This window comes from uncultured Winogradskyella sp., assembly GCF_947496485.1.
Taxonomy (GTDB): Bacteria; Bacteroidota; Bacteroidia; order Flavobacteriales; family Flavobacteriaceae; genus Winogradskyella.
In genome coordinates this window covers 48065-66015 of record NZ_CANMCZ010000008.1, presented here as the reverse complement: position 1 = coordinate 66015, position 17951 = coordinate 48065, and the positions used below count along the sequence as shown (strand labels likewise).

Genomic DNA, 17951 nt, shown 5'->3' with positions numbered 1-17951 from the left:
AATAGTTATAGTATCTTTGCAAACTTAGATATCGAAAAGAACCTATGAATACTACTGTTTTAGATGTAAATCCAAAGGAAAACATCATTATAAAAGGCGCAAAATTACATAACCTAAAAAATATTGATGTTGTTATCCCAAGAAATAAATTAGTAGTTATTACAGGTTTATCGGGCTCAGGCAAGTCTAGTTTGGCTTTTGATACGCTCTATGCAGAAGGTCAAAGACGCTATGTAGAAAGTCTTTCGAGTTATGCACGTCAATTTTTAGGTAGACTTAATAAGCCAAAAGTAGATTATATAAAAGGTATTGCCCCTGCAATTGCTATTGAACAAAAAGTAAACTCTACCAATCCTCGCTCTACAGTTGGAACTACTACCGAAATTTATGACTATCTAAAATTATTATTTGCAAGAATAGGAAAGACCTACTCTCCTATTTCTGGTAACGAAGTTAAAAAACATACGGTTACAGATGTGATTAAATACATTTCAAAATTTGAGGAAGGTGCGAAATTACTGCTACTGTCTCCTATTATTTTGGAAGAAGGTAGAACTATTGAGAACAAACTGCAAACACTACAACAGCAAGGTTATGCGCGTATAAAAGTAAAAGACGATGTCTTACGAATTGATGACGCTTTAAAAACAAAAATAAAATCAGACAAAAATCTATTTCTTGTTGTGGATAGAATTGTTTTTAAAAATGACGAAGACTTTCTTAATCGTTTGGCCGACGCAGTAGGTACAGCTTTTTATGAAGGTGTTGGTACTTGTATTATTGAATCACTTGCAGATAAGAAGCAAACACTGTTCAATAATAAATTTGAATTAGATGGTATGTCTTTTCTTGAACCTAACTCGCATTTATTCAGCTTTAATAATCCTTATGGAGCTTGTCCAAAATGCGAAGGTTATGGTGATGTTATTGGTATAGATGATGATTTAGTAGTCCCAAATACAGCATTATCTGTATATGAAAATGCAATTTTTCCTTGGCGAGGAGAAAGTATGAGCTGGTACAGAGATCAGTTGGTTAACAACTCCCATAAATTCGATTTTCCAATTCATAAACCTTATTTTGAACTGAGTGACAGCCATAAGGCCTTAATCTGGAAAGGCAATCAATATTTTGAAGGATTAGACGGTTTCTTTGCTGAATTAGAATCTAAAGCCTATAAAATTCAAAATAGAGTAATGTTGTCGCGTTATCGTGGTAAAACTAAATGTAATATTTGCAAAGGTAAACGCTTACGCGTAGAAGCTAGCTATGTAAAAATTGATGATGCAACCATTACAGACTTAGTGGATTTACCTTTAGATGAATTGAAAGTATTTTTTAGTAAATTAGAATTGAATGCATATGATACAAAAATTGCAAAGCGACTACTCACAGAAATCAATACCAGACTAGAATTCTTATCTAATGTTGGCTTAAACTACTTAACACTAAACAGAAAGTCAAACACCTTATCTGGCGGAGAAAGTCAGCGTATTAACTTAGCTACTTCATTAGGAAGTAGCTTGGTTGGTTCTATGTATATTTTAGACGAACCAAGTATTGGCTTACATCCAAAGGATACTGAGCGGTTAATTGATGTTCTAAAATCACTTAGAGATTTAGGCAATACAGTTATTGTTGTTGAGCACGATGAAGATATTATGAAAGCTGCAGACGCAATCATAGATATTGGACCAGAAGCAGGGACTTTTGGTGGTGAAGTCGTTGCCGTTGGTGATTTTAAAGATATATTAGTTTCGGATACCTTAACAGCGAAATATCTTAATGGTCTATTAGAAATTGAAGTACCTAAAAAACGAAGAACCTCAAAATATCAAATTGAAATTGTTGGTGCTCGTGAAAATAATCTAAAAAATATTGATGTTACGTTTCCGCTAGAAATGCTAACAGTAATTACTGGAGTCTCAGGTAGTGGAAAAAGTACGCTGGTAAAAAAGATTCTATATCCCGCTATCCAAAAGAAATTGACTGGTTTTAGTGATAAAATTGGTCAGGTTACTGAAATGAAAGGTAATCACAGCATTGTTCAGCATGTGGAGTTTGTAGATCAGAATCCAATAGGACGTTCCTCGCGTTCTAATCCTGTAACCTATATTAAGGCTTATGATGATATTAGAGCTTTATTCTCTTCTCAAAAATTGAGTAAAATTAGAAATTATGCTGCAAAGCACTTCAGTTTTAACGTCGATGGTGGACGCTGCGAAACCTGTAAAGGCGAAGGCGAAGTGACTATTGAAATGCAGTTTATGGCAGATGTGCATTTAACTTGCGATACTTGCGGAGGTAAGCGCTTTAAAAAAGAAGTGTTAGAAGTTAAGTTTGAGGGTAAATCTATTGATGATGTTTTAAACATGACTATTGATGATGCTATAGATTTCTTCAAAACACATAAGCAAACTAAGGTTCAAGGAAAATTACAACCACTGCAAGATGTTGGTCTAGGTTATGTTACATTAGGTCAGTCCTCTTCTACTCTTTCTGGTGGTGAAGCGCAACGAATTAAGTTGGCAACATTTTTAGGAAAAGGTAGTAAGAACAATAATGCGTTATTCATTTTTGATGAACCTACAACAGGATTACACTTTCATGATATTAAAAAGTTATTGAAATCATTTCAGGCTTTAATTTCTAAAGGGCACTCTATAATTGTAATTGAACATAATATTGATTTAATTAAGTGTGCCGATTATGTTATTGATCTTGGACCAGAAGGTGGAAAACATGGTGGACAACTCGTTGCCACAGGAACTCCCGAAGAAATTGCCAGAAATAAGAATTCGGTTACTGGTAAATATCTTCAGGAGAAACTATAAAATGAATTTGCCTGAAGGATTTCATAGAGAAGTTATTGAAGCTAGAAAAAACACTGTTGAAGATAATAATGATATAAAATCTCAGGTCTCAACTTCGCCATTAAGCTCTGGTGGCGCAAGTTTTAAAACTCATGTGCTTATACGAGAGTCAAGTTCAAAATTAGTTTATAAACCTTCTATTGGTGTAGCAATTTTCTGTTTTATCTTTTTAGCTGTTGGTTTAGGAGTTCTGTTCTTCAATACAATTCATTTATTTAAATCTAATTTTGATTTTGAAATGGTTAATTGGTTCTTAATCATTTTTGGACTTATTTTTTCTAGTGTAGGTGGCTTTATGTTTTATTCCTTCTATAAACCGCGTGTTTTCGATAAACAATTAGGGTTTTATTATAAAGCATACAAACCTGAAATCCACAATAGAAAAAATAACATTTCAAAATCACATGTTCTGTTAAAATCTATTATAGCTATTCAGCTTATTGGTGAACATATAAAAAGTGATAAAGGGTCTTATAAAAGTTTTGAACTAAATTTGGTTTTAGACGATGCTTCTAGAAAAAATGTTGTAGACCATGGCAGTCTAAAATCAATTATTGATGATGCTCAAATATTGAGCGACTTTTTATATATACCGATTTGGCATGCCAAATCGGATGAAGACTAATAAAACATAAATGCAAATAATCCTATTATTATGGCAGCAGTTGGTATTACAATAGCCATAAACGTAAACGTAGCGACGCTACCTTTAAAAAAGGTTAAAAACCAACCCTGTCCATAAAATCGTTTTAGTGCAATTATAAAATAAATAAAAGTAGAAAATGCAACTAACCAATCTATCCAATCTGGAATATCCCAAATTAGATTAATACCAAAAATAATACTGAATACTGTAAATAAATAAGAGAAAAAGTAAAATCCAAAAACCAAATGATGTGCATAACGACCTTTTCTGTAATAGAGTATTTTAATGATTAGTGCAAATATTGGCAGTAAGAAAAACAAAGCTATTGGTATAGTGTCATAAAATGCTTTAAGTACATTACCTCCATCACGCGCTTTGTAAAACTTTAAAGCTTGAGTATACATTTTTCTTCGAAACCAGCCATCATCTTCTTCTAGTCCCATAGTCTTATAAATTTCCTTATCTGAAGCATTTGCTTCAATTAAAGAGTCGATTTCCTTCTCATTAAAACCGAAAGAAATATCGTTCTTTTTAGGTAAATTTTCTAGATTAACGATAGAGTCAATTTGTTTATCACTCATTCCCGTAATAAATTTATTGCTCTTAAGTGTTTTTTCTATTTCTTTTCTAGTTGTAGAATCCTTGACGTGTGCTATAGAATCCCTCTTTCTTATTTCAATCGAATCTAAAACGACAACTTCTTTACTGTTTAAAGTCTTTTTCAGTTCTCGGTTAAGTGTATCTGTTTGTTTCCTAACAGTAAATGAAAAGATAAAAAAGAATACAACCGAAATGAATAAATACATCTGAGCAGGATGTAAATACAACAAGCGCTTACCTTTAATAAACTGTTTTGCCAGATAACCTGGTCTAAACATTAAAGGAATAAAACTTTTTAAGAAGCGAGCATCAAAAGAAAAATAGTTGCTAATGGTGTTGTAGAACAAAACACCAATAGTAAGTTCGTCATTGGTCTTCTGCCCACAATGCGGACAAAATTGAAAACCTTCATCATAAAGTTCTTCACAATTTTGACAATTAAGTTGGTTGGTATTCATAGCAGAAAACAAAAAGTTTTAAATATCTCAAAAGATAATTACTATATCTAAGAAAACTTAAAAATGTTTCGATTAATATTCAATTTATAAAGAAACTATTTCATCTTAATTGCATAATTCTGATGTGACTTCCCTCTATATACATTTCCATTTTCATCTCTTTCAAATACCATAGTCTCACCTAATTCTCCGTTATCCTTTATTCTTTTAAATGTATCTCCCTCTATGTGTTTATATATAGATGATCCACTCAAAGGGTTATCTGAAGGTAGTCTTATACTCACCAATTTACCATTCCAACTTCCTATATAATTTTCACTTCCCCATGGTTGCCCACTATAAAAACCAACATAGTCATCTAGATTGACATCCGATTCTGACTCTGATATTACCTCAGTTTTTCCCATTATTGTATTAATTGCTCTCAAATATTTGCCAGGATTAGTTCCACCAGCATTTATCATTACCGCATATGCCATTTTAGATCTTAAGTTAAGTTGAAGCGTGCTTCTATAACCTGGACAACTTCCGCCATGGCCAACCCATTTTGCTCCATCATCGCCTTTATAAACTGAAAAACCTAAACCCCATGTTAAATCAAAATCTGGATCTGTCCAATGTACGTTATGCATGTTTTTTAATGTAGAAGGCTTAAGAATTTCCTTAGCTATAGTATCTCTTAATCTAAATTGCCAAGATGCAAATTTTGCTAAATCTAAAACATTCGAAGAATAGCCTGCCGCTGCTGTTATACCTTTTGCATCAAAGAGTGGGACTTTTTCACGATTAAGTTTTCTATCTAATGCAGAGTATCCTATTGCTAATTCTTTTCCATGAAAGTCCTTAGGCATTTCTGGTCTGGTATTATTGAGTTTTAAAGGGCCTAAAATATGCTTAGTAACATATTCTTCATAAGACATTCCAGATAATTCAGCAACAACCTCACCTAAGAGTGATAAAGCCAAATTACTATACTGAAAATTATTAGAAGCTGGATACAACGTTTCTTGACGCTTCATTGCTTCTTTCATTTCGTCTACTGTAGGAAAAGGAAAATCTGGTGCGGACCAATATGCAACTTCAGATTGTCGAGGCAACCCAGAGGAATGAGTTAATAGCGAACGAATAGTTATCGGTCCACTATCAGCAAATTGCTGTTTTAAATCAAACCATGGCAATACATCTTTTAATTCATCATCTAAACGCAGTTTCCCATCATCATATAATTTCATAATAGCGACAGAAGTGAATAATTTTGAAATCGAACATATACTGCACAACGTATTAGCAGTAGCATCAATATTGTCTTCAACATTTGCTTTTCCGAATGCACCACTCCAAAGAATATCTTGATCTTTGACTATAGCTACTGAAATTCCTGGTAATAATTCGAAATCTTTTTGAGCTTCTAACCATACCTCAATGATTTTAAATGCTTCGTCATAGTTTTTCTTTCCTTTTTGCGAAAAACTATCAAAAATTGTAAAAAACAAAAGAATAAATAGAGTGATTTTCTTCATGATTAATAAGAGATTTTAATTTATAGCTAAGTAAATATAACAAATTAAGCAGATACGTAATGCTATATTTTAAAAATATAAATACATAAAAATCTATGAACCAAAAGGTTATAATCTTGGCACGTTAATTGAAAATCACTAAAACAATAGCGTAAGCCGAAAAGCTAAATATGAGTAGGCACAATCTAAATACAATAACTATGAAAAAAATAGTTTTACTTTTTACAGGACTGTTAATGGGATTAACAACTGTAACCGCCGCAGAAAAAGTTTCTGCAACACAAAGTGTAGATTTAGATCTTACATCACGCTATCGTTATGCACAACCTATTTTGTTTGTAGAGCGTGGTGTAGAATTCTTAATCTTTGCTGATGGTAGCTTCGATTTTAACACAGATTTATTTTCTACAGTACCAGATGACGACAATTATTACTACAGACGTTCTAAGACAAGAACAAGACGAAGTACAAACAGAACTCATGGAGCTCCTGGCACTACTTATCACAACAGAGAAAGAGGTGTTTTAGTAACACATGATAGACTAGGTCGTGTAAGACGTATCGGAAACGTATTCATCAATTATGATAGACAAGGAAGAATAAAACGAGCTGGAACCGTTTACATGAGTTACAGAAGAGGTCAGTTAAAACAAGTTGGTGGATTACGTATTCTGTATAACAGATATGGTGAAGTCATAGGAACAAGAGGTTTTGTTAATCATAGCAATCAATCTTGTGGTATATGTGGAATCTCAGGATGCACTGTAGACCATTACGATAGTCAATCATATGGCGACGATTGGGATGACGACTGGAATGATGATGACGACCATTACTATTACAAAAAGAATGGTAAAATTAAAAAACGAAAAAAACTTAAAGATTGAGATTTTGATTTGTTTAACCATTAAGTTCTACTTAATGAATTATTTAAACCCTGAATGTTTCCCCAAACATTTTCAGGGTTTTTTCTTTTCTTAAAATTAATATCTGATTATCAGTAGTTTATGTTTTTGGCACGCTGTTTGTTTTATAGTTTGTAATTAATATTTAAAACCCAGAAATTATGAAACGGATACTATTTTTATTTGCAGGTTTAGTTGCTTTGAGTAGCACTGCATTTGCAACCACCACAACAACATCAGAAGCAGAAGCTTCAATTAATAACTACGTGAGAGGTTATGGTAATTCTTTCATATTTACTGAAGCTGGTATCGAATTTTCGGTATATGCAGATGGTCAATTCGATTTTTACATGCCAAATTATGGCCCAGATGTAAGTGTTGGCTTGGATACACCAGGTTTCTCTTTGAGCTTTAACTCTGGATATAACTATAACCCATATGTTCAGTACGATAGCTTTGGTGCTATTATTCAAATTGAAAACACACCTGTTTATTATGACTTCTATGGTCGTGTAAACCAAATTGGAAACATTTTTATTAACTATAACAGTCGTGGTAGAATTACTAGACTTGGAGGTTTAAATGTTTATTATAGAAACAATGCGTTCTGGAGATATGATGGGTTTATCAATATCTATAACAGAGCCTATGTTTACAGACCATGGCACAGATTTTATGCAATACCTGTAGCAGACTTTTGTATACTAAATGTAAATCCTTACAGACAGTTTTATGCACCAGTTAGGCATATATATTACAGACCATACACTAACAATGTTAGATATTACAACATAGGAAGACGTAATGGAAATAGAATAGCAAATCGTAGTGCTAGAAGAATTAGTAACAGATATGCGCAAAAGCCTAGAAACAAAAGGGAACGCAGTATTAGAAGTCGTGTGCAACGCAATAACGCTACAATAGCAGCTACAAGAGCTACACGAACAAGAGAAAGTAGCGCAAGTACAACTAGAACAACTCGTAATACTAATGCGACAACAAGAACAAGTACAAGACGTGTTTCTGATAAAGCGACGCCTAGACGTTCTAATACAAGAGTGACAACTCCTACTAGAACTAATAGGAGTACTAACGCTACTACTAGAACTAATAGGAGTACAAGAAATACTAAGGCAACTACTAGAACTAATACTAGAGTTTCTACACCAAGTAGAACAAATCGTTCAAGTAATGCAACACGTACAAGAAGTACAAGAGAAAATGTGACCAGAACACCAAGTTCTGTGTCTAACAAAGTAAAGAGAACAAAAAACACTTCGGTTAGAAAACCAAATGCGACTAAATCTCGTACATATAATAGAGCAACGTCGCAGAAAAGTAAAGTACGAAGTACAGTTCAAAATAAAAGAAAATCATCGTCTGTAAAGACAAGATCTAATACAAGTAGAAAGAGTAATCAAAGTTCTACAAGATCTAGCTCAAGACGATCTAGAGGATAAAATAAAGATTTTTTTTGGTTGGTTAGTAGAAATCCCGCATGATGTATGCCTCAGAGCACCTTGCGGGATTTCTCGTTATTATATTGAACGTGTTTCAGTATCTCTTTATAAGTTCTACTTCAAACGCAAATACTTCCTAATCTGGGTAGAGATATCTTCAGAAATATCTAATTTATAAATAAGACTAAAATACAATGTACCTACTATAGTCGATTTCAGAATAATATTTATTATAGGATTAAATGGAAATTCCCAAAAGTAAAACCCAATTGACAATATAATAAGTGTTACAACGATCTTTACAGAAGCTATTGTAAAAGGCTGTATATTAAACTTCATCTTCACAAAAGCTATCTTAATTGTATTATAGATAAAAACAGCTAAGAACGTTGCAAAAGCCGAACCTTCAATGCCATAGACAGGAATAAAAACCGCATTCAGTACAATGGCCATAATAGCCAGTAAAACACCGAAGAATAGTACCATTTTATAGTAATCACTATTAAATAAAATAGCGTTGTTATTTCCTAAGCTATTATCGTACAACTTTGCTAAACTTACAATGAGAACTACAAAAAGTCCACCAGTAAATTCATCAGGAAGAATTTCATAGAGTTGATTGATATTCAGAATAATTAAAAGGAAAATAAATCCACTAATCACTAGCAAGCTCATTGAGCTACGCTTATATAGGTTTTCTAAAGATGGTATATCATTTTCGTTCAGATATTTTGCAGTTAAAGGCATCATTATTTGATGCATGGCACGTTGTGGTACAGCGATAACAGTTGCTATAAAAATAGCTACACTATAATAGGCAACTTGCTCAATATCTGGCAACATTAAACCAATCATAAACTTATCTATATCGAGAATAAGCATAGCAACTGAACCTGCAATAATCATTAAACCAGAATACTTTATGATTGAAGGTAACTTATTAAGTTTTTCAAACTTCAGCTTTGGGAAACGTATAGAATAGGCATACATTTTCATGATTAGCATCCGCAAAACATACACTCCAACTAAAGATAGTATAAACTGATGTATTGAAAGCCATTTCATATAAACTGCAAACAGTAAAATCATGATGCATACGCGATGAAATATTTCTTTCATCACATTACCAAAAACAGTCTGTAACTGCACTTTAGACCAAGCAAAAAAGATTTCAAAATATGCCATGGCAATAGCTAGAATAAAAATATGCCAAACATAATGCTCTACAATAGTATTCTCACTTGAAAGTAAACCAGCAATAGAATCATAGGCAAAATAACCAATAAAAAAAGCAGGAATTATAAATATCAAAGGCAGAAATAACATCAGCGTTAAAAAGCTATTGATACTGTTTTTTGATTTAAAAGAAGAATAGAATTTAATAATCGCGTTATGAACTCCAAAAGCCATAAACGGCATCATAATATTAGCCGCAGATAGCAAAAATGCAACTAAACCATAATACTCATCAGTCAAAAAATTTGTATAAAGAAAGAGCGTATTAATAGCACCAATACCAAAGCCTAAGTAAGTACTTATTGTATTTTTAAATGATTGGTTTAATACAATTCCCATAGCGATAAAATTACAACTATAAAATATGAAAATCCAAAACGTACTTTACGAATTACTTTTCACTAATGATCTTGCTCAATTTTTCAGTAAGCGCCTTTCTGCTATAAGGTTGTAAACCAATACCGTTTACCTTTAATTCATTGTTTCTATAGGCTTCAAAATAATTCAAGATTTGTGATTTTAATTCTTGCTTTTGGTTGTAATTAAAGTATACTCCTGTATTAGTTGATTTAATGATTTGTTCTACATCAGCATCCTTTGGGCCTATTGCTAGTATTGGTGTTTCAGAAATAAGATATTCAAACACTTTACCTGGAATAATGGCTTTAGTGTCTACGGAATTAATTTCGATTAGCAACAAGAGTTGCGATTTCATTTGAAATTTAATCGCATCATCATGACTAACATAACCAACAACTTCAACATGGTCTTTTAGTCCATTTTGGTTAATGGATTCTAAAACATCATCACTTACAACACCAATTAATTGCAGTTTGAAGGCTTTTGAAAAACCTTCAATCTCTTGAATCAATTCTGAAAGCACTTCCCATAAAACAGTTGGATTTCGCTCAGACAACAGAGAACCAATATGTGATAGTGTGAATTTTTCATCCTTCCCTTCTACTCTGACATTATGAGAATCGTAACCATTAGTAATTACAGAAATGGGCTGCTTTGTTTTAGTTTGAAATTCATTCTTAGTATGATTGCTTGTTACGATAATCTCATCAGCTGTATTTAAAACTTTAGACTCTAAGTTGAGATGTTTTGTTTTTGAAGAATCAGTTAATTTTAATGCTTTATGATAGCCGATAGTGGTCCAAGGATCTCTAAAATCTGCGAGCCATTTTACACCTAATTGCTCTTTTAGTTGAAGTCCAATTAAATGCAAACTATGAGGTGGACCTGTAGAAATAATGGTTTCTATTTGGTATTTTTCTATATAATTTGAAAGGAAAGACACTGAAGGTTTTATCCAATTCTTACGCGCATCTGGTATAAAATAATTCCCTCTCACATAAAGCATTGCTTTTTCTATAAAGGATTGCTTTTTGGCTTTAGGAATTACACCTGAACTAATTTTTTTAGATCTGCCTTTTGAAAATAGATTCGCCAATCCATAAGGTTCTTTTATAGGCTGTTTTAAAATTGTAATATTCTTAGGAATTTCATTAACCAAACTCTCATCTATAATCGGATAGTTTGGATTTTCTGGACAATACACAATAGGTTCTATTCCAAATTCAGGCAAATATTTTACAAACTTTAACCAACGCTGTACGCCAGGACCTCCAGCTGGAGGCCAATAGTACGTAAGTATTAGTGTTTTTTTAGAATTCATTTTTTAACGCTTAAGCTTTCGCTTTTCGTTGCTTAAACTCATAGAAAATACCCAATAAAAGTAATATTCCAAAGATAGCAGAACTGGCCAAAGCCACTTTACTTCCGGTTTCTACAACTGCTGGTTCAAACTTAAACTCAATAGCATGACTACCTTTCGGGATTTCTAAGGCACGTAATACATAATTCACTCTAAAATGTGGTGTTAGTTTACCATCGATGTAAGCATTCCAACCTTGATTATAATAGATTTCTGAAAATACAGCTAAGCCATCGTTTGAATTGCTCGATTCGTATTTTAAATAATTAGGCTTAAATGCTTTTAACTGAATCGAGGCTGTAGAATCTAATTGATAATTAGCTTTCAAATTATTTTCATTAAACACTGTATTTTCTAAAACAGCATGAGACTTTGTATCTAAACTATCTAAAGCAACTATTTCCTGATTAGCTCCTGCAACAGCTTTGAGTTTAGAGACAAACCAAGCATTACCATTAGCATCTGTATTTGTATATGGGAATATATTTCCCTGTTCTTCCGCAATGATATATTTTGTATTCAACATATTTAGAACATTCATGTTGTTTTTATACACATGAAATTCCATTAACTCATTGTAGCGCCCTAATTTAGCTGCATGATATCCAAATAAGGAATTATGAAAATAAGCAGCTCTTCCTGGTTTGCTTTGTCCTTCAGAAGACATGTCTAAAACTCTATAATGGCCTTTATCTTTCAAAATTTCTTTGTCTGCAACTGTGGCTTGATAAGGTTTATCTACTCTCAAAGCAGAGGTGAAATTATCGTTATTAACGTATTGTCTATCTACACTTACTAAGTCAAAAAGTAGCAACACAGCAAATACAACTACTGTTAATGTTTCTGATAGTTTTTTCTTTATAAAGAAATAAACTGTTCCCGCTGAAAGCAATACCAAAACCAATGTTCTCAATGTGTCTGCAGTCATTAATGACTTTCTATCTTCAATAACAGCATCAATAAAAGGTTGACCATAAGCCTCAATGTAATCTCCATCTCTGAAACTTTCAAAATCGAACAAAAATGACTTAAATAATAAAAACACTAGTGTTAAACCTGCAGTAACGATAACAGAATATTTTAAAGCTTTTAGCTTTTCTTCATCTTTCTGAAAATCATTAAACAAACGCACCAACGCAAAAATTCCTAAAATAGGAATACACAGCTCCAGTATCACCTGGATGGAACTCACAGCTCTAAACTTATCATATAAAGGAATATAATCGATAAAGAAATTAGTTATAGGGTTACTATCTGGTTTAGCATTTTCAACAAAAAACCAATTCTTACCAAGAGATAGTATCCATGACAAAACTGTTCCTCCAACTAGCCACCATTTCAGTCGTCCTTTAACTAAGAAAAGCCCAAGAACAAACAAAAATATAATTACAGCACCGACATATGCTGGCGCTTCAACAATAGTCTGATCTCCCCAGTACATTGGTGCATTTCTCGAACCTTCTAAAGCTTCAATAGGTGATGCACCTAGATTTGTATAAGCTTTATAAGTTTCAGAATCTTTACCAACGTCTTCCCTATTACCACCACCCATAAATTTGGGAATGTAGAGATTAAAAGATTCTAAAAGACCATAACTGTATTCCGTTATATATTCTCTACTTAAGCCAGAAGTGACTTCTTTTGCAGAACCATCAGGATTTATGGTTAATTCACTTTTACCTCGTGTACTTTCTTTAACATATTCTTGCGTTGCCAAAATATTAGTGGCATTTAAACCAACAGCCAAAAATGCTGCGATTAATAACAATCCGACAGATTTAAAGAAATGTGGCAATACCTTTTTTCTGTAGGCATCTACTAAATAAGCAATGCCTAGCACTATGACTAAAAGCATGAGATAGTAAGTCATCTGAAAATGATTGGTAACAATTTCCAAGCCTAATGCAACTGTAGTTAATAAAAATCCGAGGATGTATTTTTTTCTGAATGTGAGAATAATTCCTGCCAAAACCAATGGCATATATGCGATGGCATGTGCTTTTGCATTATGCCCAACACCTAAAATTATGATAAGATATGTAGAAAATCCAAATGCCAATGCACCAAGTGCTGCCAGCTTAAAATCGACTTTTAAGCATAATAGTAAAATATAAAAACTAATAAAATACAGAAATAAATAATCAGCTGGTCTTGGTAAAAACCGTAAGGTTAAATCGAGTTTTTTGATGTAGTTATGTGGATATTTTGCACCCAGTTGATAGGTAGGCATACCGCCAAAAGCACTGTTAGTCCAATAGGTTTCTTCACCTTCAGCTTTTGCAAATTCCTTTTGCTGTTGTGCCATACCAATATAGTGTATAATATCACTTTGGTAAATCTTTTTGCCTTGTAAAACAGGACTAAAATAAGCTAATGACAAAACCACAAACCCTATTAAAACTAAGATATGTGGCAATAAACGTTTAAAAGAAAATGACATGGAATTACTTTAAAGTTGAATGATTCTGAAAAGTAGTTATTTTTTTGATAAGAAGAGTACTTTTAAAAAAATTGAACTACTCAATTTCTTCGTAATCGATATATTCTCCAACTTTTTCGTTAGAAGATTTATTTTGGTTTGGCATTTTATCTATAACAGTCTCACCCTCTTTTTGTTTCTGCTGCTGTTTTTGTTGACTTGGATTTTGAAATCCACCAAACTGTTGTCCAAATTTTTCTTCCGCTTTTTTTGCTACAAAACGTAAAAACAAAGGAGCAAAAAGGCGCGCTAATATCTTAATTCCGAAATAGACAAGCAATATAATTAATATGGTTCTCAATAATCCCATGGCCGAAGCTTCTTGTATCATATCTATAAATAATATCAAAAATACAATTATACTCATTTATAATCCGTTATTATTCCTTAAAAAAAGTATAAAATATCTATATTTGAATTTAAACTAACAACTAATGAAACTACTCAAATCATTTTTCACCCTACTTATTTTACTATCGTTTTCGAGTATTTATGCCCAATATACAGAGGTTATTAATTCAAATAGACCTGGTGTTTCAAAAAGTGCTTTTTCTGTCGGAACTGGTGTTGTTCAGTTTGAAGCTGGTGCCTTTACAGTAAAAGAAGAGCACGTACCGTTACAATATGATGTTTCAGGTTTTGGATTAGATTTTGGCATCAGATATGGTGTTCTTTTTGATCAATTAGAATTTTCATTAGAAGGTGTTTATCAAAACGACAACATTACATTTAATAATGCAGCAATACCAGTAGAAGACAAACGCTCAAACTTTAGAAACGTTACTTTAGGTGCTAAATACCTTATTTATGATCCTTATAAAAATACCGAAGATGCAAAACCGAACCTATACAGTTACCATGCCAATAGAACATTTCAATGGAAATCTCTAATACCTGCAGTAGCAGTGTATGCTGGTGCAAACTTTGACACAAAAAACAATCCTTACACAGCTCCTGGTATTGAAGGCTTTAGCCCAAAAGTAATGGTAGCAACCCAAAACAATTTTAATGGTGGTTGGGTGTTTGTTACCAATTTTATATTAGACAGAATTGGTACAGATTACTCTGATTTCCAGTATATCTTAACATTAACACATTCATTTACGCCTCAATGGGTTGTTTTTGGTGAAACACAGGGCATCAGTAGTGATTTTTATGCAGACAATTTACTCCGTTTTGGTGGTGCATATCTATGGACAAGAGATTTTCAATTAGATGCAAATATCGCTTTTAATACTAAAGATACACCTACTGTATTCAATATTGCTTTTGGTGCATCTTATCGTTTAGATTTTCATAGAGACAAAAAAATTGATAATGGAAATTCTGCTGAAGAAGAAGGAGAACGTAAGAAACGAAAAAGTAAAAAGAAGAAAAAGAAAACTGATGTTTTTGATGATTCTGATAGCCTATAAACCCATCTATGATTAAAATTAAAGAAGCCGCATCAAAAAAAGATTTGAAAGCTTTTGTAAAGTTTCCATTTTCACTTTATAAAGATTCAAAATATTGGGTTCCTCCTATTATCAAACAAGAATTAGAAACTTTTAATAAAGATAAAAATCCAATTTTTAAAGATGCTGAGGCCCAATTTTTCTTAGCCTATAGAGATAACGAAATTGTTGGCCGTGTAGCAGCAATTATTAATTGGCTAGAAGTAAACAATCAAAGCATAAAGAAAATGCGCTTTGGTTGGTTTGATTTTATTGATGATGTAGAAGTTAGTAAAGCTTTATTAGAAAAGGTTGAAGAAATAGGGAAAGAACATCAACTAGATTATGCTGAAGGACCCGTTGGATTTTCTAATTTGGATAAAGTTGGTGTAATGACCGAAGGATTTGATAGTATAGCACCAATGATAACTTGGTACAATCACCCATATTATGTAAATCATTATAAAACTCACGGTTACCAAATTGAAAAAGAATATTCCGAAAGCAAGTTTCCGTTTGAAAATGTGAAACCAGAATTTTTTAAAAAAGCACAAGAACTTATAAAACGCCGATATAAATTAAAGGCATTAAAGCTGACCAAAACAGAAGAGGTTATGCCTTATGCGGATCGTATGTTCGATTTATTTAATGAAAGTTATGCTTCTTTATCTTCATTTGTTGAAATTACAGATATTCAAAAAGAATACTTTAAAAAGAAGTTTATAAGTTTTGTGAACCCAGAATATATAAAATTCGTCATTGATGAAAACGATAAACTTATTGGGTTCGCTGTTGTTATGCCACGATTTGCAGAAGCACTTCAGAAAGCGAACGGTAAGTTATTTCCATTTGGCTTTTCGCATGTTTTAAAAGCTAAGAAACACAGTAAAGATGTCATTTTCTATTTAATAGGTATTCATCCAGATTATCAGAATAAAGGTGTACATGCTGTCATTTTTAATGAATATTACGAAACGTTCAAAGAAAAAGGTATTGAGACTTGTTACAGAACTCCTGAATTAGAAGATAATTTGGCAATTCATAAAATCTGGAAACATTTTGATCCTAAAGTATATAAACGTAGAAAGACGTTTAGAAAAGATATTTACTAAAAAAAGCTATCAATTCTGATAGCTTTTTGTATTATGTGAAAAAGGAAATTACTCACCCATAGCCGCAATTAAAGCTGCAGACATTCTTTTATATGTTCCATTTTCTAAACGATTTCTAATAGCATCAAAAGCATCTAATGTCTCTCTAACATCTTCTAAAGTATGTGTTGCAGTAGGAATCATTCTAAGTAAAATTAATCCTTTAGGTATAACAGGGTAAACCACTATAGAACAGAATATTCCGTAGTTTTCACGTAAGTCTCTCACTAAAGCCATAGCTTCAGGAATACTTCCTTTTAAATAAACAGGTGTCACACAACTTTGCGTTGTCCCAATATCAAAACCACGTTCTTTTAAACCCGATTGAAGCGCGTCCACTATTGTCCAAAGATTCTTTTTAAGCTCTGGCATCTTGCGCAACATATCTAAGCGCTTTAAAGCTCCCTTTGTTAAAGTCATTTGTAATGACTTTGCAAACATTTGAGAACGTAAATTATATTTTAAATAATCTATTATTTCTTGGTCAGCAGCTATAAAAGCTCCTGTACTAGCCATAGATTTAGCAAAAGTTGCAAAATAAACATCGATATCATCTTGTACACCTTGCTCCTCTCCTGCTCCTGCACCAGTTGCGCCTAACGTTCCGAATCCGTGGGCATCATCTACTAAAAATCTAAAATTAAACTTTTTCTTTAACTCTACAATTTCTTTTAAACGGCCTTGCTCTCCTCTCATTCCAAAAACTCCTTCTGAAATTACAAGAATTCCACCACCCGTTTGTTCAGCCATTTTAGTTGCACGTTCCAGATTTTTCTCTAAACTAGCTACATCATTGTGTTTATATGTAAAACGTTTACCCATATGCAGACGTACACCATCAATTATACAAGCATGCGCATCAACATCATATACAATGATATCGTCTTTTCCTACCAAAGCATCAATTGTTGACATAATACCTTGGTAACCAAAATTTAATAAATAAGCAGCTTCCTTACTAACAAATTCAGCAAGTTCATTTTGTAATTGTTCGTGCAGATCAGTATGTCCTGACATCATACGAGCACCCATTGGATAGGCAGAACCATATTGCGCCGCAGCCTCAGCATCAACTTTCCTAACTTCAGGATGATTAGCTAATCCTAAGTAATCATTAATACTCCAGGTAATAACATCTTTACCTTGAAACTTCATTCTATTAGATATCTGACCTTCAAGTTTTGGGAAAACAAAATAACCTTCTGCTTGAGCAGCCCATTTACCTAGCGGTCCTTTATCTCTGTAAATCTTTTCAAATAAATCCTTCATGCATTAAAATTGCTATTAATCGTTTATTAACACCTTAGAAAAACGTATTAAAAAACTATTAACTTGTTGTTAATTTAATCTTGTTAGTTGATGCAAAATTAATTAATAATATTATGACTGCATAATTTATTTAATTTATCTATTCACTAAGTTTTGAACATAAAAAAACCTATCACAGTTGCCCATGATAGGTATTTATAA

The 17951-nt window shown here is 32.7% G+C and carries 13 protein-coding genes; 6 read left to right on the top strand and 7 right to left on the bottom strand.

Going from position 1 to position 17951, the window contains the following annotated elements; all coding sequences use genetic code 11:
- Window positions 1-44: 44 nt before the first annotated feature.
- Both uvrA and Q0822_RS17420 read left to right on the top strand, forming a co-directional pair.
- Complete coding sequence (gene uvrA / locus Q0822_RS17425) at window positions 45-2834, top strand: excinuclease ABC subunit UvrA (protein ID WP_299126188.1); 2790 nt, start codon at window positions 45-47, stop codon at window positions 2832-2834.
- Between the two features lies 1 nt (window position 2835).
- Window positions 2836-3498: a hypothetical protein gene (locus Q0822_RS17420; RefSeq protein ID WP_299126187.1), complete on the top strand. Its 663-nt coding sequence runs from the start codon at window positions 2836-2838 to the stop codon at window positions 3496-3498.
- Here Q0822_RS17420 and Q0822_RS17415 read toward each other — a convergent pair.
- Window positions 3495-4577 (bottom strand): DUF3667 domain-containing protein, encoded by a 1083-nt coding sequence (locus tag Q0822_RS17415; RefSeq protein WP_299126186.1) that lies wholly within the window; start codon window positions 4575-4577, stop codon window positions 3495-3497. The two genes, Q0822_RS17420 and Q0822_RS17415, sit on opposite strands and share 4 nt — an antisense overlap.
- 95 nt (window positions 4578-4672) lie before the next feature.
- On the bottom strand, window positions 4673-6097 hold the full coding sequence (locus tag Q0822_RS17410; protein ID WP_299126185.1) for a serine hydrolase domain-containing protein: 1425 nt from the start codon (window positions 6095-6097) through the stop codon (window positions 4673-4675).
- 200 nt (window positions 6098-6297) lie between these two features.
- On the opposite strand from Q0822_RS17410, the gene Q0822_RS17405 reads away from it, so the two are divergent.
- Both Q0822_RS17405 and Q0822_RS17400 read left to right on the top strand, forming a co-directional pair.
- A complete protein-coding gene (locus tag Q0822_RS17405) occupies window positions 6298-6984 on the top strand; it encodes a hypothetical protein (protein WP_299126184.1) in 687 nt (228 codons plus the stop codon).
- Between the two features lie 179 nt (window positions 6985-7163).
- Window positions 7164-8462: a hypothetical protein gene (locus Q0822_RS17400; protein WP_299126183.1), complete on the top strand. Its 1299-nt coding sequence runs from the start codon at window positions 7164-7166 to the stop codon at window positions 8460-8462.
- 114 nt (window positions 8463-8576) lie between these two features.
- Here Q0822_RS17400 and Q0822_RS17395 read toward each other — a convergent pair whose 3' ends face one another.
- The 4 genes from Q0822_RS17395 to Q0822_RS17380 form a co-directional block, all read right to left on the bottom strand.
- Entirely contained in the window at window positions 8577-10037 is a 1461-nt protein-coding gene (locus Q0822_RS17395) for an oligosaccharide flippase family protein (RefSeq protein ID WP_299126181.1), read from the bottom strand.
- Between the two features lie 52 nt (window positions 10038-10089).
- Window positions 10090-11379 carry a glycosyltransferase family 4 protein gene (locus Q0822_RS17390; protein WP_299126179.1) on the bottom strand — a complete coding sequence of 430 codons (1290 nt, stop codon included), beginning with the start codon at window positions 11377-11379 and terminating at the stop codon, window positions 10090-10092.
- Window positions 11380-11389: 10 nt separating this feature from the next.
- On the bottom strand, window positions 11390-13858 hold the full coding sequence (locus tag Q0822_RS17385) for a YfhO family protein (protein WP_299126178.1): 2469 nt from the start codon (window positions 13856-13858) through the stop codon (window positions 11390-11392).
- Window positions 13859-13934: 76 nt separating this feature from the next.
- Window positions 13935-14228, bottom strand: a complete 294-nt coding sequence (locus Q0822_RS17380; protein WP_299126273.1) for a DUF4834 family protein — start codon at window positions 14226-14228, stop codon at window positions 13935-13937.
- 103 nt (window positions 14229-14331) lie between these two features.
- Between Q0822_RS17380 and Q0822_RS17375 the strand changes: the two genes are divergently transcribed.
- The gene (locus Q0822_RS17375; RefSeq protein WP_299126177.1) at window positions 14332-15312 is read left to right on the top strand and encodes a transporter; all 981 of its coding nucleotides are present in this window, start codon (window positions 14332-14334) and stop codon (window positions 15310-15312) included.
- A gap of 8 nt (window positions 15313-15320) precedes the next feature.
- Complete coding sequence (locus Q0822_RS17370; protein WP_299126176.1) at window positions 15321-16442, top strand: GNAT family N-acetyltransferase; 1122 nt, start codon at window positions 15321-15323, stop codon at window positions 16440-16442.
- 48 nt (window positions 16443-16490) lie between these two features.
- On the opposite strand, the gene Q0822_RS17365 is transcribed toward Q0822_RS17370, so the two are convergent.
- Window positions 16491-17750, bottom strand: a complete 1260-nt coding sequence (locus tag Q0822_RS17365) for an aminotransferase class I/II-fold pyridoxal phosphate-dependent enzyme (RefSeq protein ID WP_299126174.1) — start codon at window positions 17748-17750, stop codon at window positions 16491-16493.
- Window positions 17751-17951: the final 201 nt, after the last annotated feature.

Bases quoted from the DNA above. Each gene is read 5' to 3' on its own strand.
- uvrA (WP_299126188.1), top strand. From the start codon at position 45: ATGAATACTACTGTTTTAGATGTAAATCCAAAGGAAAACATCATTATA.
- Q0822_RS17420 (WP_299126187.1), top strand. From the start codon at position 2,836: ATGAATTTGCCTGAAGGATTTCATAGAGAAGTTATTGAAGCTAGAAAA.
- Q0822_RS17415 (WP_299126186.1), bottom strand. From the start codon at position 4,577: ATGAATACCAACCAACTTAATTGTCAAAATTGTGAAGAACTTTATGAT.
- Q0822_RS17410 (WP_299126185.1), bottom strand. From the start codon at position 6,097: ATGAAGAAAATCACTCTATTTATTCTTTTGTTTTTTACAATTTTTGAT.
- Q0822_RS17405 (WP_299126184.1), top strand. From the start codon at position 6,298: ATGAAAAAAATAGTTTTACTTTTTACAGGACTGTTAATGGGATTAACA.
- Q0822_RS17400 (WP_299126183.1), top strand. From the start codon at position 7,164: ATGAAACGGATACTATTTTTATTTGCAGGTTTAGTTGCTTTGAGTAGC.
- Q0822_RS17395 (WP_299126181.1), bottom strand. From the start codon at position 10,037: ATGGGAATTGTATTAAACCAATCATTTAAAAATACAATAAGTACTTAC.
- Q0822_RS17390 (WP_299126179.1), bottom strand. From the start codon at position 11,379: ATGAATTCTAAAAAAACACTAATACTTACGTACTATTGGCCTCCAGCT.
- Q0822_RS17385 (WP_299126178.1), bottom strand. From the start codon at position 13,858: ATGTCATTTTCTTTTAAACGTTTATTGCCACATATCTTAGTTTTAATA.
- Q0822_RS17380 (WP_299126273.1), bottom strand. From the start codon at position 14,228: ATGATACAAGAAGCTTCGGCCATGGGATTATTGAGAACCATATTAATT.
- Q0822_RS17375 (WP_299126177.1), top strand. From the start codon at position 14,332: ATGAAACTACTCAAATCATTTTTCACCCTACTTATTTTACTATCGTTT.
- Q0822_RS17370 (WP_299126176.1), top strand. From the start codon at position 15,321: ATGATTAAAATTAAAGAAGCCGCATCAAAAAAAGATTTGAAAGCTTTT.
- Q0822_RS17365 (WP_299126174.1), bottom strand. From the start codon at position 17,750: ATGAAGGATTTATTTGAAAAGATTTACAGAGATAAAGGACCGCTAGGT.